The sequence below is a fragment of the Enterococcus sp. VV15 genome, assembly GCF_005236045.1.
Taxonomy (GTDB): domain Bacteria; phylum Bacillota; class Bacilli; order Lactobacillales; family Enterococcaceae; genus Enterococcus_B; species Enterococcus_B durans.
Map to the genome: position 1 here is coordinate 59,071 of NZ_QPTY01000007.1, position 15,342 is coordinate 74,412.

Genomic DNA, 15,342 nt, shown 5'->3' on the forward strand with positions numbered 1-15,342 from the left:
GAAATAAACACTTCTGTCCCAGCCTCGTTTTTCTCTCCAATTTCTCAAACCTAAACGACTTTTGTTTCGACCTCGTTCTAATACGAAAGATGGTGGAAGTAACTCCTTCTTAATTTCAGGATGAAACACTTCTGTCTCGATCTTTTTCGATTAAGTCTATTTTTTTGTTAGCTTTACAACAACTTCACAACGGGCAGTTTGAGGGAACATATCAACAGATTGTAGATACTCGACCTGAAATTTTTTGCTTAATTCAACAAGATCACGTGCCAGTGTTGAGACGTTACAGGAAATATAGACAAGTTTAGTTGGCGGATAGGCTAAGATTGCTTGGATCAATTGAGGATCAAGTCCAGTTCTTGGCGGATCAACGATGATACCATCTGGCTTAAATCCTTCTTTTAGCCATTTTGGTAATAATTCTTCGGCTGTTCCTACTTCATAGCGTGTATTCTGATAGCCCAAACGTTCTGCGTTTTTTCTGGCATCAGCGATAGCTTGAGGAACTGTATCCATTCCACGGATCTCTTTCGCCTGTTTTGCTACACTTAACCCGATCGTTCCTACTCCACAATAGGCATCAACGATCGTTTCGTTTGGTTGGATAGCTAATGCTTTGATTCCTTCGCCATAGAGAATTTCTGTTTGCTGCGGGTTTAATTGAAAGAAAGCACGAGGAGAAAGATCAAATGTCACTTCGTTGATATGCTCTTCAATTGCCTCTTTCCCCCATAAATGAAGGGTTTCATCACCCATCACTAGAGAAGTTTTATTTGGTTGCACATTTTGCATGATCGAAACAACTTCTGGTAATCTTTGATTGATCTCACGAATGAGTGCATTTTTTTGAGGGAATTTCCGACTTCGAGTAATAAAGACCACTTGTAACTCGCCTGTTTTGATTCCGACTCGGACCATGATCGTTCGGAAGATGCCGCTGTTGCTTCTTTCATCATAAATAGGAAGATCATACTTATTCAAAAGGGTCACTACTGTGTTCATGACCTCTTGTGTTCTTGGTTCTTGGACTAAGCAATCAGTCAATGGCACAAGTTTGTGCGAATTTGCTTGATACAGTCCTGCTTCTATTTTTTTGGTTTTTTTATTTTTTCTTAGCTGAAATTGGGCCTTGTTACGATAGTGCCAAGGATCAGACATTCCGATCGTAGGGCGTAGTTGATAGGAACGGAACCCTTCTGGTTTGAATTTTTCAAGAGATTGCAAAAGTAAGTCTTTTTTGAAGTCAAGTTGCGCATGGTACGCTAAATGCTGTAACTGACAGCCACCGCATTCATAATAGACTGGACATGGAGCAACTACCCGATCCTTACTTTCTTTTTTGATTTTAACAAGCTGTCCTTCTGCATAACGAGGTGTAGCCTTTGTTATTTTCACAAGTACTTCTTCTTTGGGAAGGGCGTAAGGAACAAAGATGATCAATCGTTTAAAGTAACCGATACCTTCACCGTTGATGCCTAAACGCTTGATTTTCAAAGGGATGGTCTGGCCATTTTTGACAATAGTTTCTGTCATAAGTATCTTCCTTTTTTTCTAATAGTGTGGCTTTATTCTAACATATAAAAAGAAAAGATGGGGATTTTATATGGTATCATAGGAATATATGTTCGAAGGGAGAGAGTCGATGATAACTGTTACTAGAATCAGCAAGGGCAAGGGTCCTTTTTATCAAGTTGATTTATCTGAAGGAGATGCATTGCTAGTATCGGAAGATATTTTAGTTCGCTATCGCTTATTGAAGGGTCAAGAGTTGACTGATGAAACGCTACAAGAGATAAGAAAGAGTAGCGGCTTTGATTTTGGCTTTCAGCAAGCCCTCAATTACTTGAGTTATCAACTGCGTTCTGAAAAAGAAATCAGAACGTATTTAAAAGAAAAAGAAATCAATCTTGAAGACCGCAATAAAATCGTTGAACGGTTAAAAGAATTGGATTTGATCAATGACTTGGTTTATGGCGAAAGTTTTGTACGGACCAATGTGAGGTTAAGTGATAAAGGGCCCAAGAAATTAGCACAACAATTACAACAAAAGGGTTTGAAGCCAGAGATAATCGAACAGGCGTTGTTTCAATATCCTGATACAGATCAACAAACGATTGCTATGCAAGTGGCGGAAAAGCTGTATCATAAAAATCATGGGAAAAGCCACAAGGAGCTTATAAGAAAGATCCAACAAAATCTTTTAACAAAGGGATTTACACAAGAAGCCATCCAACAAGCAATAGCAAATCTGCCGCAAGAAGTAGATCAGGAGCAAGAATATGATCTTTTAGTAACGCAGGGAGAAAAATTGTGGCGCAAAAATTTACGATTCGAACCGAAAAAAAGAAAAATGAAAATCAAACAAAGTTTATATCAAAAAGGATTTGATCTAGAGATGATCCAACGTTTTATTACGGAAAAGGAAGAAGAATGTGAATAAAGAATGGGAAAAATGGACAAGTGAGCAGAAAAAAGAATTCCAAAGGATTTTTATCGAATGGTACGAAAAAGAAAAGCGTAACCTTCCTTGGCGTTACAACCAAGATCCTTATCGAATTTGGATTTCGGAAATCATGCTTCAACAAACGCGTGTTGATACAGTGATTGATTATTTCTATCGTTTTATGGAGTGGTTTCCCACAATCGAATCGCTAGCAAATGCTCCAGAAGAAAAATTGCTTAAAGCTTGGGAAGGACTTGGCTACTATTCGAGAGTCCGAAACATCCAAACTGCGGCAAAACAAATCATGACTGAATATGGCGGGGAAATGCCTCGCACGCCGGAAGAAATAAGTAAATTGAAGGGGATCGGTCCATACACGACTGGTGCAATTTCGAGTATAGCTTTTGGTTTGCCTGAGCCAGCAATTGACGGAAATGTCATGAGGGTGGTCAGTCGGCTATTTTGTATTGAAGAAGATATTGCAAAAGCATCGAGTAGAAAAACCTTTGATGAAGCGATGCGAAGTATCATTGATGAGAAACATCCAGGTGAGTTCAATCAAGCATTGATGGATCTAGGATCAGCTATTTGTACACCCACCTCACCACTTTGTGAGAAATGTCCTATCCAGGCTTTTTGTCTGGCAAAACAGGAAGGAAAGCAACAGCAGTACCCAGTAAAAACAAAAAAGGAAAAACCAAAAGACATTTATTATATTTGTGCAGCTATCCAGAATGAAGCAGGTGCCTATTATTTTGAAGAAAGGCATACACAAAAATTATTAGCAAAAATGTGGACATTTCCGATGCTAGAAGTGACAAAAGAAACATACCATCTTTTAAAAGAAGAGTGGGCGCAATCATATGAACCTGACTTATTTGCGGAGTCACTAGTGGCGGAAGAAGAAGGGCATATACTACCTTTTGCTTTTTCTGATGAGCTGATTTGGCAAAAGCGTCATTTGGGAGAAGTAACCCATCTTTTCAGCCATTTGAAATGGCATGTGCTTCTTTTCTATGGTCGTATACCCGCGCATTCAGAAAATGTACTAAGTGAAACGAAAAACGCACGCTGGTTAAATCCCAATAGTTTTAATGACGTTTCTTTTCCGAAAGTTCAAGTCAAATTGTTGGAACAACTTGAGAAAAATCGAAACAATAGTAATCCTTTCTAGGCAAAGCACTTTTTTATTGATATAATAATTACGATGTCGGTGTAATGAACACCCAAACACAAAGCATGAGATGCTGCGTAAGGAAGGGTTGCTATGGGAGTCCCAAAAGAAGGCGAGTTTGTAACGATCCAAAGTTATAAACATGACGGCAAATTGCATCGAACGTGGCGTGATACCATGGTATTAAAAACAAGTGAGCATTCAATGATCGGTGTTAATGATCACACTCTTGTAACAGAGTCTGATGGCCGGCGTTGGGTAACTCGAGAACCAGCAATCGTTTATTTTCACAAAAAATACTGGTTCAATGTAATAGCAATGATTCGAGAAAAGGGGGTTTCCTATTATTGTAATCTAGCTTCACCTTTTTTGCTGGACGATGAGGCACTAAAGTATATTGATTATGATTTAGATATCAAAGTTTTTCCTGATGGTGAAAAACGATTACTAGATGTCGATGAATATGAGATGCATAGCCAAATGATGAATTATCCAAATGATATCGACTTTATCCTAAAAGAAAATGTGAAGATCTTGGTTGACTGGATCAATAATGGTGATGGCCCTTTCTCCGAAGGCTATATTGATATTTGGTATAACCGTTACAAGCAATTGTCGCGCAAGTAGAAAGAAAAACAGTAAGGCAAAGATCATGTCTTTGTGCTTACTGTTTTTTCGTGATTTTTATACTTGGTTGGTCAAAATTCTTTTTTCATATGGACATGCGGCATGCCAGCATCTTCAAAAGGTTCATCATATTCTTGAAAGCCCAATTTTTCATAAAAGGCTTCCGCTGTTGCTTGAGCGCCAAGTATAATCGTGTTGTAGCCTTGCTTTTTTGAAAATGCTTCGGCTTCCTCAACTAAAATCTTGCCTAGTCCTTGGTGACGATATTCTGCTAAGATCGCCATGCGTTGTAACTTCATTTTCCCATTCTCCAATGGAAGCAGTCGGACCGTGCCACAAGGTTTTTTTTCATCTGAATAAAGAACGAAATGGACACAATGGGCCTCGTCTTTGTCTATTTCTCTTGTTAAGGGGACACCTTGCTCGACGACGAACACTTGATTTCTGATGCGAACCGCATCGAGATAGATAGTACTCAAGGTATCTTTTGTTTGCACTACTTTCATTTTGTAGCCACCTTTCATTTTTTCTAGTATACTTTAAAGAAAAATAATTGAAAAGTAGATAAAAAAATCAAATTTTAGTAAGAATAAAAGAAATTTTTACCAATATGCTATATACTGGTAAAAAAGACGAAAGGGGAAAAACATTGTTTGAAAAATTAAAACAATCAAAACTAATGTTTTGGTCTTGTGAACTACTCATATTAGCTACATTGATTCTCGTTTCTTCAAAAATCAATTTTATTTTTCAACCGATTGGGACATTCTTTTCAACGCTATTCGCACCAGTTTTGACTGCTGGATTTCTGTATTATCTACTGAATCCGATTGTAAAACTGTTGATGAAAGCAAAAATCAAACGTGTATGGGCAGTCGCGATCGTATTACTTTTATTAGTAGCAGCAATCATCTGGATTTTGCTGAGTGTCATCCCAAGTTTGATACAGCAAATTTCTTCATTAGCTTCTAACATACCTGATTTTCTCAAACAGGTTGAAAGTTGGTTGATACAAGTGTCTGATTTACCGATCTTCAAGGAAGTAAATATCAATAAATATTTTGAACAACTAGATATTTCATATGGAACGATCATCCAACAATTTTTAAGCGGAGTATCAACTAGTCTTGGCTCGATCGTTGGAACAATTGCTTCTGCTACGATCGTGATTATTACAGTCCCATTTGTTTTGTTCTATATGCTGAAGGATAGTGAAAAATTAGTACCAAATATCCAACAGTTCTTTCCAGAAAAAAGAAGAGAACAAATCATGGAATTGCTTGGGCAATTAAATAAAACATTAGCGAACTATATCAGTGGACAGGCAATTGAGTGTTTGTTTGTTGGGACATTTACGTTTTTGGGGTATATGATTCTTGGTGTAGATTATGCGTTTCTTTTCGGAGTGATTGCAGGGCTAACGAATTTGATTCCATATTTGGGGCCTTATCTAGGATTAGCTCCCGCATTTCTAGTTACAGTCTTCAACGAGCCAGTTAAAGCATTGCTTTGTTGTGTCGTGGTATTGATCGTGCAGCAATTAGACGGAAATATCATCTATCCAAATGTGATTGGTAAATCATTGAATATCCATCCATTAACGATCATCATTGTTCTACTGGTTGCAGGGAATATTGCTGGTTTAATGGGTATCTTCTTAGGTGTACCGTTTTATGCAATCTGCAAGACGATCATTTCTTATGTTATCAAGATCGTCAAAGAAGATAAACAAAACGAAAATAAGAAAAAAATCGCAACAACTTTGTGATGTAAATTCTGAATGAACAATGAAAGTAACTGATATAAACATTTGTTTTTATTGCAAAGGAAATGCCTTTGTGATAACATTTTAGCGTGGCTATCTTTTTAGTCACGCTTTTTTTCTATCGTAAACTAAAAATTTTAAATTATAAGGAGAGAATGCGATTATGAATGCTGACCCTGAGAGTCAGTCGCTGTTAGCGCAAATTTTATTACTGATCATTTTGACTTTGATCAATGCTTTTTTAGCTGCTTCCGAGATTGCAGTGGTTTCGATCAATAAAAATCGAATCGAGCAAAAGGCGGAAGAAGGAGATACCAAATCTCAAAAGCTTTTAAAAATATTGCAGAACCCAAATAACTTCCTGTCAACGATCCAAGTAGGGATTACATTAGTCAACATCCTATCTGGTGCATCATTAGCCAATACACTGTCAGAACGATTAGCCCCTGTCTTAGGTGGTGGAGTGGCAGCTAAAAACATTGCCAACATCATTGTATTAGCTATTTTGACCTATGTATCCATTGTATTTGGAGAATTGTATCCAAAACGTATCGCGTTGAACAAGTCAGAAGAGGTAGCGAATTTTACTTCTGGAATGATTCGTACGATCGGTATAGTCGCTAAACCATTCGTTTGGCTTTTATCTGCTTCAACTAGTTTGTTAGCAAGGATCACACCGATGACTTTTGACGACGAAGATTCGAAAATGACCCGAGATGAAATGCGGTATATGCTGGAGACTGAAGGCGTACTGAACAATGAAGAATTAGAAATGTTACAGGGCGTTTTTTCTTTAGATACCAAAGTTGCACGCGAAGTGATGGTTCCTCGAACAGATGCTTTTATGATCGATATCAATGACTCCGTTGAAGATAATGTCAATGAAGTTTTATCAGAAAATTATTCAAGGATTCCTGTATATAATGAAGATAAAGATAAAGTAGTCGGAATCTTGCACACGAAGAATTTATTGAAAGCCGCACATAAATTTGGCTTTGATCATTTAGATCTACAAAAGATCATGCAAGAACCATTGTTTGTACCAGAAACGATATTTATTGATGATCTTTTATATGAAATGAAGAAAACACAAAATCAAATGGCAATCTTGCTTGACGAATACGGCGGCGTAGTAGGTTTAGCAACATTAGAAGACTTGTTAGAAGAAATCGTTGGGGAAATCGATGATGAATCAGATGAAGTCGAAAACCTTTATGAAAAAGTAGATGAACATGAATACATTATCCAAGGACGCATGTTGATCGATGAATTCAACGAAGCCTTTGATAGTGATCTGCACATGAGCGATGTTGATACTATGGCTGGATACTTGATCACAGCCTTAGGAATGATTCCTGATGAAGGTGAGAAACTGTCCTTTGATGTTGACAACATCACGTTGATTTCTCAAGAAATGGAAGGTTCTAGAATATTGAAGATTCGGGTGCTATTCCATGATCCAGAAGAAATGGAAGCAGAACCTGATGAGGAACGTCGCTATTTCAGAAAAGAATTTGAAGATGACGAACCAAGAAGATAAGCAAGTTATTGTTTGAAGAGTAATATGACTTGTAAGAATAGATGTGTTGCGTAAGAGCAGCATGTCTATTCTTTTTTGAACGTATAAATCAATTTCGCAAGAAATCTTGATGTCATGGCTTTTTCAATCACTTAATCCATGCTATACTGATTTAGTTGTGGAAAGAAGAGGCTGGGACAGAAGTGTTTAACTCCGAGAAATAAGAAGAAATTAACGAAAATTGCTGTTCAAATTTTTGTTAATTTCGGTTTATTTTCGAAGGAGTTGCTTCTGCTCCCACCGTTTATTCGTTTTTAAAGAATGAGACGAAAGTGTTTCTTACTTTTGTCCCACACTCTAGAGGAACATTAAATAAAAGATGAAAGAATGGAGTTAAACTATGAACAATCCAGAGTTAAAACAACAAGTGGACAATCGGCGTACTTTTGCCATTATTTCCCATCCGGATGCAGGGAAAACAACGATTACTGAACAATTATTATTATTCGGTGGCGCGATTCGCCAAGCAGGAACAGTTAAAGGAAAAAAGACTGGTAATTTTGCTAAATCTGACTGGATGGAGATCGAGAAGCAACGCGGTATCTCTGTTACGAGTTCAGTGATGCAATTTGATTATCATGGAAAAAGAGTCAACATCCTGGATACACCAGGACATGAGGATTTTTCAGAAGATACGTATCGTACATTGATGGCAGTGGATAGCGCAGTCATGGTCATCGATAGTGCAAAAGGGATCGAAGCTCAGACAAAAAAACTATTCAAAGTTGTTAAAAAACGGGGCATTCCAATTTTTACATTTATCAATAAACTCGATCGTGATGGTCGCGAGCCTTTGGAACTTTTAGAAGAATTAGAAGAGTTGTTAGATATCGAATCTTATCCAATGAATTGGCCAATCGGCATGGGGAAAGGCCTAGAAGGATTATATGATATCCATCACAACCGTATCGAATTTTATCGTCCGGAAAACTATAACGATGAACGGTTGATCGAGTTAGATGAAGATGGCTTACTACCAGATGGACATCCGCTAACAGAAAATTCATTATATGAACAAGTACTTGAAGAAGTTGAATTGCTCAAAGAAGCAGGGGACTCATTCAATGAAGAGAAAATTGCTCGCGGGGATCAAACACCAGTATTCTTTGGCTCAGCGTTAACGAATTTTGGTGTACAGACTTTTCTAGAAACATTCGTGGAACTAGCTCCATCTCCTTATAGTCACAAGACACAAGACGAACAAACTGTTAGCCCCTACGAAGAAGAATTCTCAGGCTTCGTGTTTAAAATTCAAGCAAACATGAACCCAGCACATCGGGACCGCATCGCATTTGTTCGCGTTTGTTCTGGTACATTTGAACGTGGAATGGATGTTTCATTGGAGCGTACAGGTAAAAAATTAAAATTGAGCAACGTGACGCAATTTATGGCTGATTCACGTGAAAATGTCGAAAAAGCTGTAGCAGGTGACATCATCGGAGTTTACGATACAGGGAATTACCAAATAGGGGATACTTTATATGAAGGGAAATTAAAAGTTGCATATGAAGAATTACCGTCCTTTACACCAGAACTTTTCATGAAAGTTACTGCCAAAAATGTGATGAAACAGAAATCTTTCCATAAAGGAATCTATCAATTGGTCCAAGAAGGAGCAATCCAATTATACAAAACGTATTTGACTGAAGAATATATCATTGGTGCAGTGGGACAACTACAATTTGAAGTATTTCAGTACCGAATGTTGAATGAGTACAATGCGGAAGTCATCATGTCACCGATGGGGCATAAAATTGCTCGATGGATCGATCCTGAAGATTTAGATGAACGAATGAGCTCAAGTCGTAATATCTTAGCGCGTGACCGTTTTGATCAACCATTGTTCTTATTTGAGAATCAGTTTGCGGAGCGTTGGTTCGCAGATAAATACCCAGATGTAAAACTGAAAAGCTTATTATAAAAGAAAAATAAATAAATCTTTATTCTTTAGGTGAATTACAATTGATTTGCGTACCTAATAGAAGAGATGAGGTGAAAGATTATGGAGACAGAGGAACAACGTAAAGACAGGATTGCAAAAAAGAAATTAGAAATGCAACGTCTTTGCCGAATGTTGGATATAGAAGACTGGGATCAAAATGAATGGCTTCTCAGAGAAGTACGCTCAATTGTCCAAAAAGAAAAGAAAGTGAAAAAAGAAGCGGAAAAATCGACAGGGAACAAAGTAAGAAGTGTGGCGACTTCGAAAAGAATAATGAAGAAACATCTACATACAAAAACTCCTTGAAAGTCAATCTGACTTTCAAGGAGTTGCTCTATTTAATAGTCTTTACATTGCAAACTCAGTATCCAAGTGATGTTTAGGTATAGAAATCTCCACTAATCCAGCTAATTCGATGACTTTGATTTCTTCTTCATGATACACAGCGTCATGGATTTTTTTCAAGAAATATTTTTTTACTTCTTCAATTTCTTTTGGCTGTACTTTTCGATTTTCATTGATCAGCAAGATTTCATTATGTTCAGGGGCTTCAGTATAGACAATTGTCGTATTTCCTGCAGTATACACTTTTACCATATGAGCATCGGTATTCTCTAATTGATTTAATACTAAACGTGAATGGCTATTCGTTACATTAACAAATTTCATGGCGCTCACCTCATTTATGTAGTTTTTTAGATACAACCTTAGTTAATTATAATTTTTTTTTAATCAAATGAACAGTATTTTGATTTCTATAGAAAAAACAAAAGGTCGAGACAAATCTAAAAATCAGTTTTGCTATAGACTCTAATTCCAAATAAACGGCGATCGAAAGTCAGCTTTTTCGGAAATTTCAAAAAAAACGAGCAATACAAAAAGCGTATTGTTCGTTTTTTTCTTCACTTTCTCAAACCTAAACGACTTTTGTCTCGACCTCGTTTTTGTTTTGATAAAATCCACCAGAATTATTCGACTTCGGTTTCTTCTTTGACTAAACGCTCTGGTTTTGATGTGATAACGATTTTACCATCTTTATCTAATTTTGCTTTTAGATCGTGGATAGCTGGATGATCTAAGTAGAATTCGGCAATACCATCTTCAATCTGTTCTTGGATCGTTCGACGAAGAGGGCGAGCACCCATTGAAGGATCATATCCTAAATCGACTAATTTTTCTTTTACATTTGTTGGTACTTCAATGTGTAGTTGTTGGGCTGCCAACATATTGTTTACATCATCTAGCATTAGAGTAACGATCGTCATCAAGTTTTCTTTTGATAATGCGTTGAATTCAATGATACCATCAAAACGGTTCAAGAATTCAGGAGTAAAGTAGTTATTCAATTGATTCAAGACAGAGCGAGTGACACCTTCTCTTGCTGCACCAAAACCAACATTTGCTTCTACTTTTCCAGTACCAGCATTACTTGTCATGATGATGATCGTGTCTTTGAAGCTGACTGTTCGTCCTTGTGCATCCGTTAGTCGGCCATCATCTAGGATCTGTAAGAACATGTGCAACACATCAGGATGTGCTTTTTCAACTTCATCTAAGAGAATCAAGCTGTAAGGATTACGACGAACTTTTTCAGTCAATTGGCCTGCTTCTTCGTATCCAACGTAACCTGGAGGAGAACCAATCAATTTAGACACACTATGTTTTTCCATGTACTCAGACATATCGAAACGAATCATTGAATCCTCAGAACCGAATAGTTCAAAGGCTAATTGTTTCGCTAACTCAGTTTTACCTACACCAGTTGGGCCTACAAATAGGAACGAACCGATTGGACGATTTTTCTTGTTTAGACCAACACGATTGCGTCGGATGGCTTTCGCTACTCGATCCACTGCATTATCTTGCCCAATGACATGTGCTTTTAAATCACTTGCAAGATTTTTCAATTGTGTTTGTTCTTTTTCTTTTAATTCGCCGACAGGAATACCTGTGCGTTGTTCGACGATTTTTTCCATATCTTTTTCAGTAATGACAGGTGTTTCTTCATCTGTCAATTGGCGTTCTTTCATTTTTTGCAATTTGTTGATTTGGTCACGATAATAAGCTGCTTTTTCGAAATCTTCTTCTTTTGAAGCTTGAGTCTTTTGTTCTTCTGCTTCTTGAAGCTTCTTATCGATCGTTTTAGGATCAACGATTTGGATCGTTAAGTTTTTCTTTGAACCAGTTTCATCTAATAAGTCAATGGCCTTATCTGGTAAGAATCGGTCTTGGACATAACGATTCGATAAAATAGCAGCGGCTTCAATTGCTTCATCTGTATATTTGACATGATGATAATCTTCGTAACGTTTTTGCAATCCTTTTAGGATACTGATTGTTTCCTTCACTGTAGGTTCGTCTACTCGGACTGGTTGCATGCGTCGTTCTAATGCTGCATCTTTTTCAATGATTCGGTACTCATTTAAAGTTGTAGCACCGACCATTTGAAGTTCACCACGGGCAAGGGCAGGTTTTAAAATGTTTCCAGCATCCATATTTCCATCTCCGGCAGAACCTGCACCAACGATTTCATGGACTTCATCAATAAACAAGATCACATTCTCTGCTTGCTTGATTTCTTCAATCAATTTTTGCATACGTTCTTCAAATTGACCACGGATACCAGTACCTTGAACTAAGGAAACGACATCTAACCGAATGACTTCTTTATCCATCAATTTTTGTGGAACATCACCGTCGACGATTTTTTGTGCAAGGCCTTCGACTACTGCTGTTTTACCAACACCTGGTTCACCAATCAATACAGGATTGTTTTTGGTCCGACGATTTAGGATCTCAATGACCCGTTTGATCTCATCATCTCTGCCGATCACTGGATCGATGTCTCCTTGACGTGCTTGTTCTGTGATATTGATACCATATTCACCGAGTAAGCCATCTGTATTTCCTTGAGGTGGTTGCCCGCCATTGAAATTGTTGTTTCCATCAAATTGAGTTGGTGGTGTTTGTTCCATGTTTCCTTGTTGTTGCATTTGGCGTGACATTGATCGAAATAGATCGTCTAAACTGCCAAAACCAAAAGGATCATTTTGGGCCATACTTGTCAGACCTCCATTTTGCTGATTTTTGATTTTTTGATAACAACTTTGACAATAGTCCAGCTGTGTTCGCTGACCGTTTACTGTTGCATATAAGTGGATCGTTGCTTCATTTTTACCACAATTTTGACAAAGCATAAATGATTCACGTCCTTTCAGTTGATTACATTTCTATTTTACAACCTGTTTTTGCTAAGGTAAAAGAATAACCCTCATTGTTATAGGTAGTTAAGAAAGGTGGAAAATGTAGTTGACCATTCCTGACCTTTGAGTTCTATTATACTAAATTTATTAACCGACGCAAGTATTTAGTTTGATTTGAGAAGGAAAGTGAATCGTAGTGGAGTGATGCTGACAGAATAAGGAATAGAACACCATTCAACGACGATCTAAAATTCGTTCTGAAAATTATTTCCATGGTTAGAGTGAACGCATAGCCCTTATTGATGTCATGATATCCGCTGTCATTTTTAAAAACCATATGTAATATTTTTATACACTTTTGAGTGAATTTAAATGAAAACTGTTGTATCTGTCGGCAAAAAATGGTAATCTTTACAGATGAAAGGGTACTACTTCTTAGCGTTCCTAATGAATGCTAAAAAAGAAAACCCTCACATAAAAACAACACTCACTTAAAGGAGACCGATTAATATGGAAAAGAAAGAATTTCACGTAGTAGCAGAAACTGGGATCCACGCACGTCCAGCTACATTATTAGTACAAACAGCAAGCAAATTTAACTCTGATGTAAACTTAGAGTATAAAGGTAAATCAGTAAACTTGAAATCTATCATGGGCGTTATGTCTTTAGGTGTAGGCCAAGGTTCTGACGTTACTATCACAGCTGAAGGTGCTGACGAAGCGGATGCAATGGCAGCAATCGTTGAAACAATGAAGAAAGAAGGATTATCTGAATAATGGTTGAAATGCTAAAAGGGATTGCCGCTAGTGACGGAGTTGCCGTTGCAAAAGCTTACCTGCTAGTTCAACCGGATTTAACATTCAGTAAGACAACAGTAGAAGATACTTCTGCCGAAGAATCTCGTTTAGATGATGCTTTAGCTAAATCTACTGAAGAATTGCAGCAAATTCGTGAAAAAGCAGCGCAAAGCTTAGGTGAAGCAGAAGCGCAAGTATTTGACGCTCATTTGATGGTTCTTTCAGATCCAGAAATGGTTGGCCAAATCAAACAAAATATCAAAGATAACAGTGTAAACGCTGAATCAGCGCTAAAAGAAGTTACTGATATGTATATTGGTATGTTCGAAGCGATGGAAGACAACGCATATATGAAAGAACGTGCGGCAGACATTCGTGATGTTGCAAAACGTATTTTAGCACATCTATTAGGAGTAACATTACCAAATCCATCAATGATCAACGAAGAAGTGATCGTTGTTGCACATGATTTGACTCCTAGTGATACAGCGCAATTAGACCGCAAATATGTTAAAGCGTTTGTAACTGATATCGGCGGACGTACTTCACATTCTGCCATCATGGCTCGTTCTTTAGAAATTCCAGCAATTGTTGGAATAAAAGAAATCACTGCTAAAGTCAAAGAAGGCGACATTTTGGCTGTCAATGGGATCGAAGGCGATGTAATCGTTCACCCAACTGACGAACAAAAAGCTGAATTTGAAAAAATCGGTGCTGATTACGCTGCTCAAAAAGCAGAATGGGACAAACTAAAAAATGCTGAAACAGTTACAGCTGATGGCAAGCATTTTGAGTTAGCTGCAAACATTGGTACACCAAAAGATTTAGTTGGTGTTCACAACAATGGTGGTGAAGCAGTAGGACTTTACCGTACAGAATTCTTGTACATGGATTCTCCTGACTTCCCTACTGAAGATGATCAATATGAAGCGTATAAAGCGGTTCTTGAAGGAATGGATGGTAAACCAGTCGTTGTTCGTACAATGGATATTGGTGGCGATAAAGAATTACCTTATCTGCAATTACCTCATGAAATGAATCCGTTCTTAGGCTATCGTGCGCTACGTATCAGCTTGTCTGAATTAGGTGACGAAATGTTCCGTACACAAATGCGTGCATTGTTACGTGCATCTGTTCATGGAAAATTACGCATCATGTTCCCAATGGTAGCGACTCTTAAAGAATTCCGTGCAGCGAAAGCAATCTTTGAAGAAGAAAAACAAAAATTAGTGAGCGAAGGCGTGGAAGTATCTGATACGATCCAAGTCGGCATCATGATTGAAATCCCTGCAGCAGCTGTCTTAGCAGATAAGTTTGCGAAGGAAGTTGACTTTTTCTCAGTAGGTACGAATGACTTGATTCAATATACAATGGCAGCTGACCGTATGAACGAACGTGTATCTTACTTGTACCAACCTTATAACCCTTCAATTTTACGTTTGATCAAAAACGTGATTGACGCAGCACATGCTGAAGGTAAATGGGCTGGTATGTGTGGAGAAATGGCTGGAGATCAAACCGCTGTTCCTTTACTTGTAGGTATGGGATTAGATGAGTTCTCAATGAGTGCGACATCTATCTTAAAAACACGTAGTTTAATGAAACGTTTAGATACAACGAAGATGGCTGAACTTGCTGATCGTGCTTTGAAAGAGTGCGACACAATGGAAGAAGTCGTTGAACTTGTTAACGAATACGTAAAATAAACAAGCTAGCAAAAAGAGGCCGGAACAGAAGTATTCAACTCCGAGAAATAAGAAGCGATTCACGGAAATTGCTTTTCAAATTTTTGTGAATTTCGGCTTATTTTC

At 37.7% G+C, this 15,342-nt stretch carries 13 protein-coding genes; 9 read left to right on the plus strand and 4 right to left on the minus strand.

Annotated elements, in window-relative coordinates:
- Positions 1 to 156 precede the first annotated feature (156 nt).
- Entirely contained in the window at positions 157 to 1,533 is a 1,377-nt protein-coding gene (gene rlmD, locus DVW83_RS04430) for a 23S rRNA (uracil(1939)-C(5))-methyltransferase RlmD (protein WP_104661351.1), read from the minus strand.
- 109 nt (positions 1,534 to 1,642) lie between these two features.
- Here rlmD and recX point away from each other — a divergent pair, with 109 nt between their 5' ends.
- The 3 genes from recX (at position 1,643) to ntdP (ending at position 4,244) form a co-directional block, all read left to right on the plus strand.
- The gene (gene recX / locus DVW83_RS04435) at positions 1,643 to 2,440 is read left to right on the plus strand and encodes a recombination regulator RecX (protein WP_104661352.1); all 798 of its coding nucleotides are present in this window, start codon (positions 1,643 to 1,645) and stop codon (positions 2,438 to 2,440) included.
- Positions 2,433 to 3,617 (plus strand): A/G-specific adenine glycosylase, encoded by a 1,185-nt coding sequence (mutY, locus tag DVW83_RS04440; protein WP_104661353.1) that lies wholly within the window; start codon positions 2,433 to 2,435, stop codon positions 3,615 to 3,617. Before recX ends, mutY begins: the two co-directional genes overlap by 8 nt.
- 93 nt (positions 3,618 to 3,710) lie before the next feature.
- The gene (gene ntdP / locus DVW83_RS04445; protein ID WP_005876322.1) at positions 3,711 to 4,244 is read left to right on the plus strand and encodes a nucleoside tri-diphosphate phosphatase; all 534 of its coding nucleotides are present in this window, start codon (positions 3,711 to 3,713) and stop codon (positions 4,242 to 4,244) included.
- Between the two features lie 71 nt (positions 4,245 to 4,315).
- On the opposite strand, the gene DVW83_RS04450 is transcribed toward ntdP, so the two are convergent.
- Positions 4,316 to 4,750: a GNAT family N-acetyltransferase gene (locus DVW83_RS04450; RefSeq protein ID WP_104661354.1), complete on the minus strand. Its 435-nt coding sequence runs from the start codon at positions 4,748 to 4,750 to the stop codon at positions 4,316 to 4,318.
- Between the two features lie 143 nt (positions 4,751 to 4,893).
- Between DVW83_RS04450 and DVW83_RS04455 the strand changes: the two genes are divergently transcribed.
- The 4 genes from DVW83_RS04455 (at position 4,894) to DVW83_RS04470 (ending at position 9,836) form a co-directional block, all read left to right on the plus strand.
- The gene (locus DVW83_RS04455) at positions 4,894 to 6,012 is read left to right on the plus strand and encodes an AI-2E family transporter (RefSeq protein ID WP_104661355.1); all 1,119 of its coding nucleotides are present in this window, start codon (positions 4,894 to 4,896) and stop codon (positions 6,010 to 6,012) included.
- Between the two features lie 160 nt (positions 6,013 to 6,172).
- Positions 6,173 to 7,549 (plus strand): hemolysin family protein, encoded by a 1,377-nt coding sequence (locus DVW83_RS04460; protein ID WP_104661356.1) that lies wholly within the window; start codon positions 6,173 to 6,175, stop codon positions 7,547 to 7,549.
- 379 nt (positions 7,550 to 7,928) lie between these two features.
- On the plus strand, positions 7,929 to 9,509 hold the full coding sequence (locus DVW83_RS04465; RefSeq protein WP_005876313.1) for a peptide chain release factor 3: 1,581 nt from the start codon (positions 7,929 to 7,931) through the stop codon (positions 9,507 to 9,509).
- 81 nt (positions 9,510 to 9,590) lie between these two features.
- On the plus strand, positions 9,591 to 9,836 hold the full coding sequence (locus DVW83_RS04470; protein ID WP_104661290.1) for a hypothetical protein: 246 nt from the start codon (positions 9,591 to 9,593) through the stop codon (positions 9,834 to 9,836).
- Positions 9,837 to 9,878: 42 nt separating this feature from the next.
- Here the strand turns inward: DVW83_RS04470 and DVW83_RS04475 are convergent, their stop codons facing one another.
- Positions 9,879 to 10,199, minus strand: coding sequence for a DUF1827 family protein (locus DVW83_RS04475; RefSeq protein WP_005876308.1), 321 nt, complete (start codon positions 10,197 to 10,199; stop codon positions 9,879 to 9,881).
- A 299-nt stretch (positions 10,200 to 10,498) separates the two neighbouring features.
- A complete protein-coding gene (locus DVW83_RS04480) occupies positions 10,499 to 12,727 on the minus strand; it encodes an ATP-dependent Clp protease ATP-binding subunit (RefSeq protein ID WP_104661291.1) in 2,229 nt (742 codons plus the stop codon).
- Between the two features lie 516 nt (positions 12,728 to 13,243).
- Here DVW83_RS04480 and DVW83_RS04485 point away from each other — a divergent pair.
- On the plus strand, positions 13,244 to 13,510 hold the full coding sequence (locus DVW83_RS04485) for a phosphocarrier protein HPr (RefSeq protein ID WP_002287602.1): 267 nt from the start codon (positions 13,244 to 13,246) through the stop codon (positions 13,508 to 13,510).
- Entirely contained in the window at positions 13,510 to 15,237 is a 1,728-nt protein-coding gene (gene ptsP / locus DVW83_RS04490; protein ID WP_137239079.1) for a phosphoenolpyruvate--protein phosphotransferase, read from the plus strand. Before DVW83_RS04485 ends, ptsP begins: the two co-directional genes overlap by 1 nt.
- Positions 15,238 to 15,342 lie beyond the last annotated feature (105 nt).

Bases quoted from the DNA above. Each gene is read 5' to 3' on its own strand.
- rlmD (WP_104661351.1), bottom strand. From the start codon at position 1,533: ATGACAGAAACTATTGTCAAAAATGGCCAGACCATCCCTTTGAAAATC.
- recX (WP_104661352.1), top strand. From the start codon at position 1,643: ATGATAACTGTTACTAGAATCAGCAAGGGCAAGGGTCCTTTTTATCAA.
- ntdP (WP_005876322.1), top strand. From the start codon at position 3,711: ATGGGAGTCCCAAAAGAAGGCGAGTTTGTAACGATCCAAAGTTATAAA.
- DVW83_RS04450 (WP_104661354.1), bottom strand. From the start codon at position 4,750: ATGAAAGTAGTGCAAACAAAAGATACCTTGAGTACTATCTATCTCGAT.
- DVW83_RS04460 (WP_104661356.1), top strand. From the start codon at position 6,173: ATGAATGCTGACCCTGAGAGTCAGTCGCTGTTAGCGCAAATTTTATTA.
- DVW83_RS04465 (WP_005876313.1), top strand. From the start codon at position 7,929: ATGAACAATCCAGAGTTAAAACAACAAGTGGACAATCGGCGTACTTTT.
- DVW83_RS04470 (WP_104661290.1), top strand. From the start codon at position 9,591: ATGGAGACAGAGGAACAACGTAAAGACAGGATTGCAAAAAAGAAATTA.
- DVW83_RS04475 (WP_005876308.1), bottom strand. From the start codon at position 10,199: ATGAAATTTGTTAATGTAACGAATAGCCATTCACGTTTAGTATTAAAT.
- DVW83_RS04480 (WP_104661291.1), bottom strand. From the start codon at position 12,727: ATGCTTTGTCAAAATTGTGGTAAAAATGAAGCAACGATCCACTTATAT.
- DVW83_RS04485 (WP_002287602.1), top strand. From the start codon at position 13,244: ATGGAAAAGAAAGAATTTCACGTAGTAGCAGAAACTGGGATCCACGCA.
- ptsP (WP_137239079.1), top strand. From the start codon at position 13,510: ATGGTTGAAATGCTAAAAGGGATTGCCGCTAGTGACGGAGTTGCCGTT.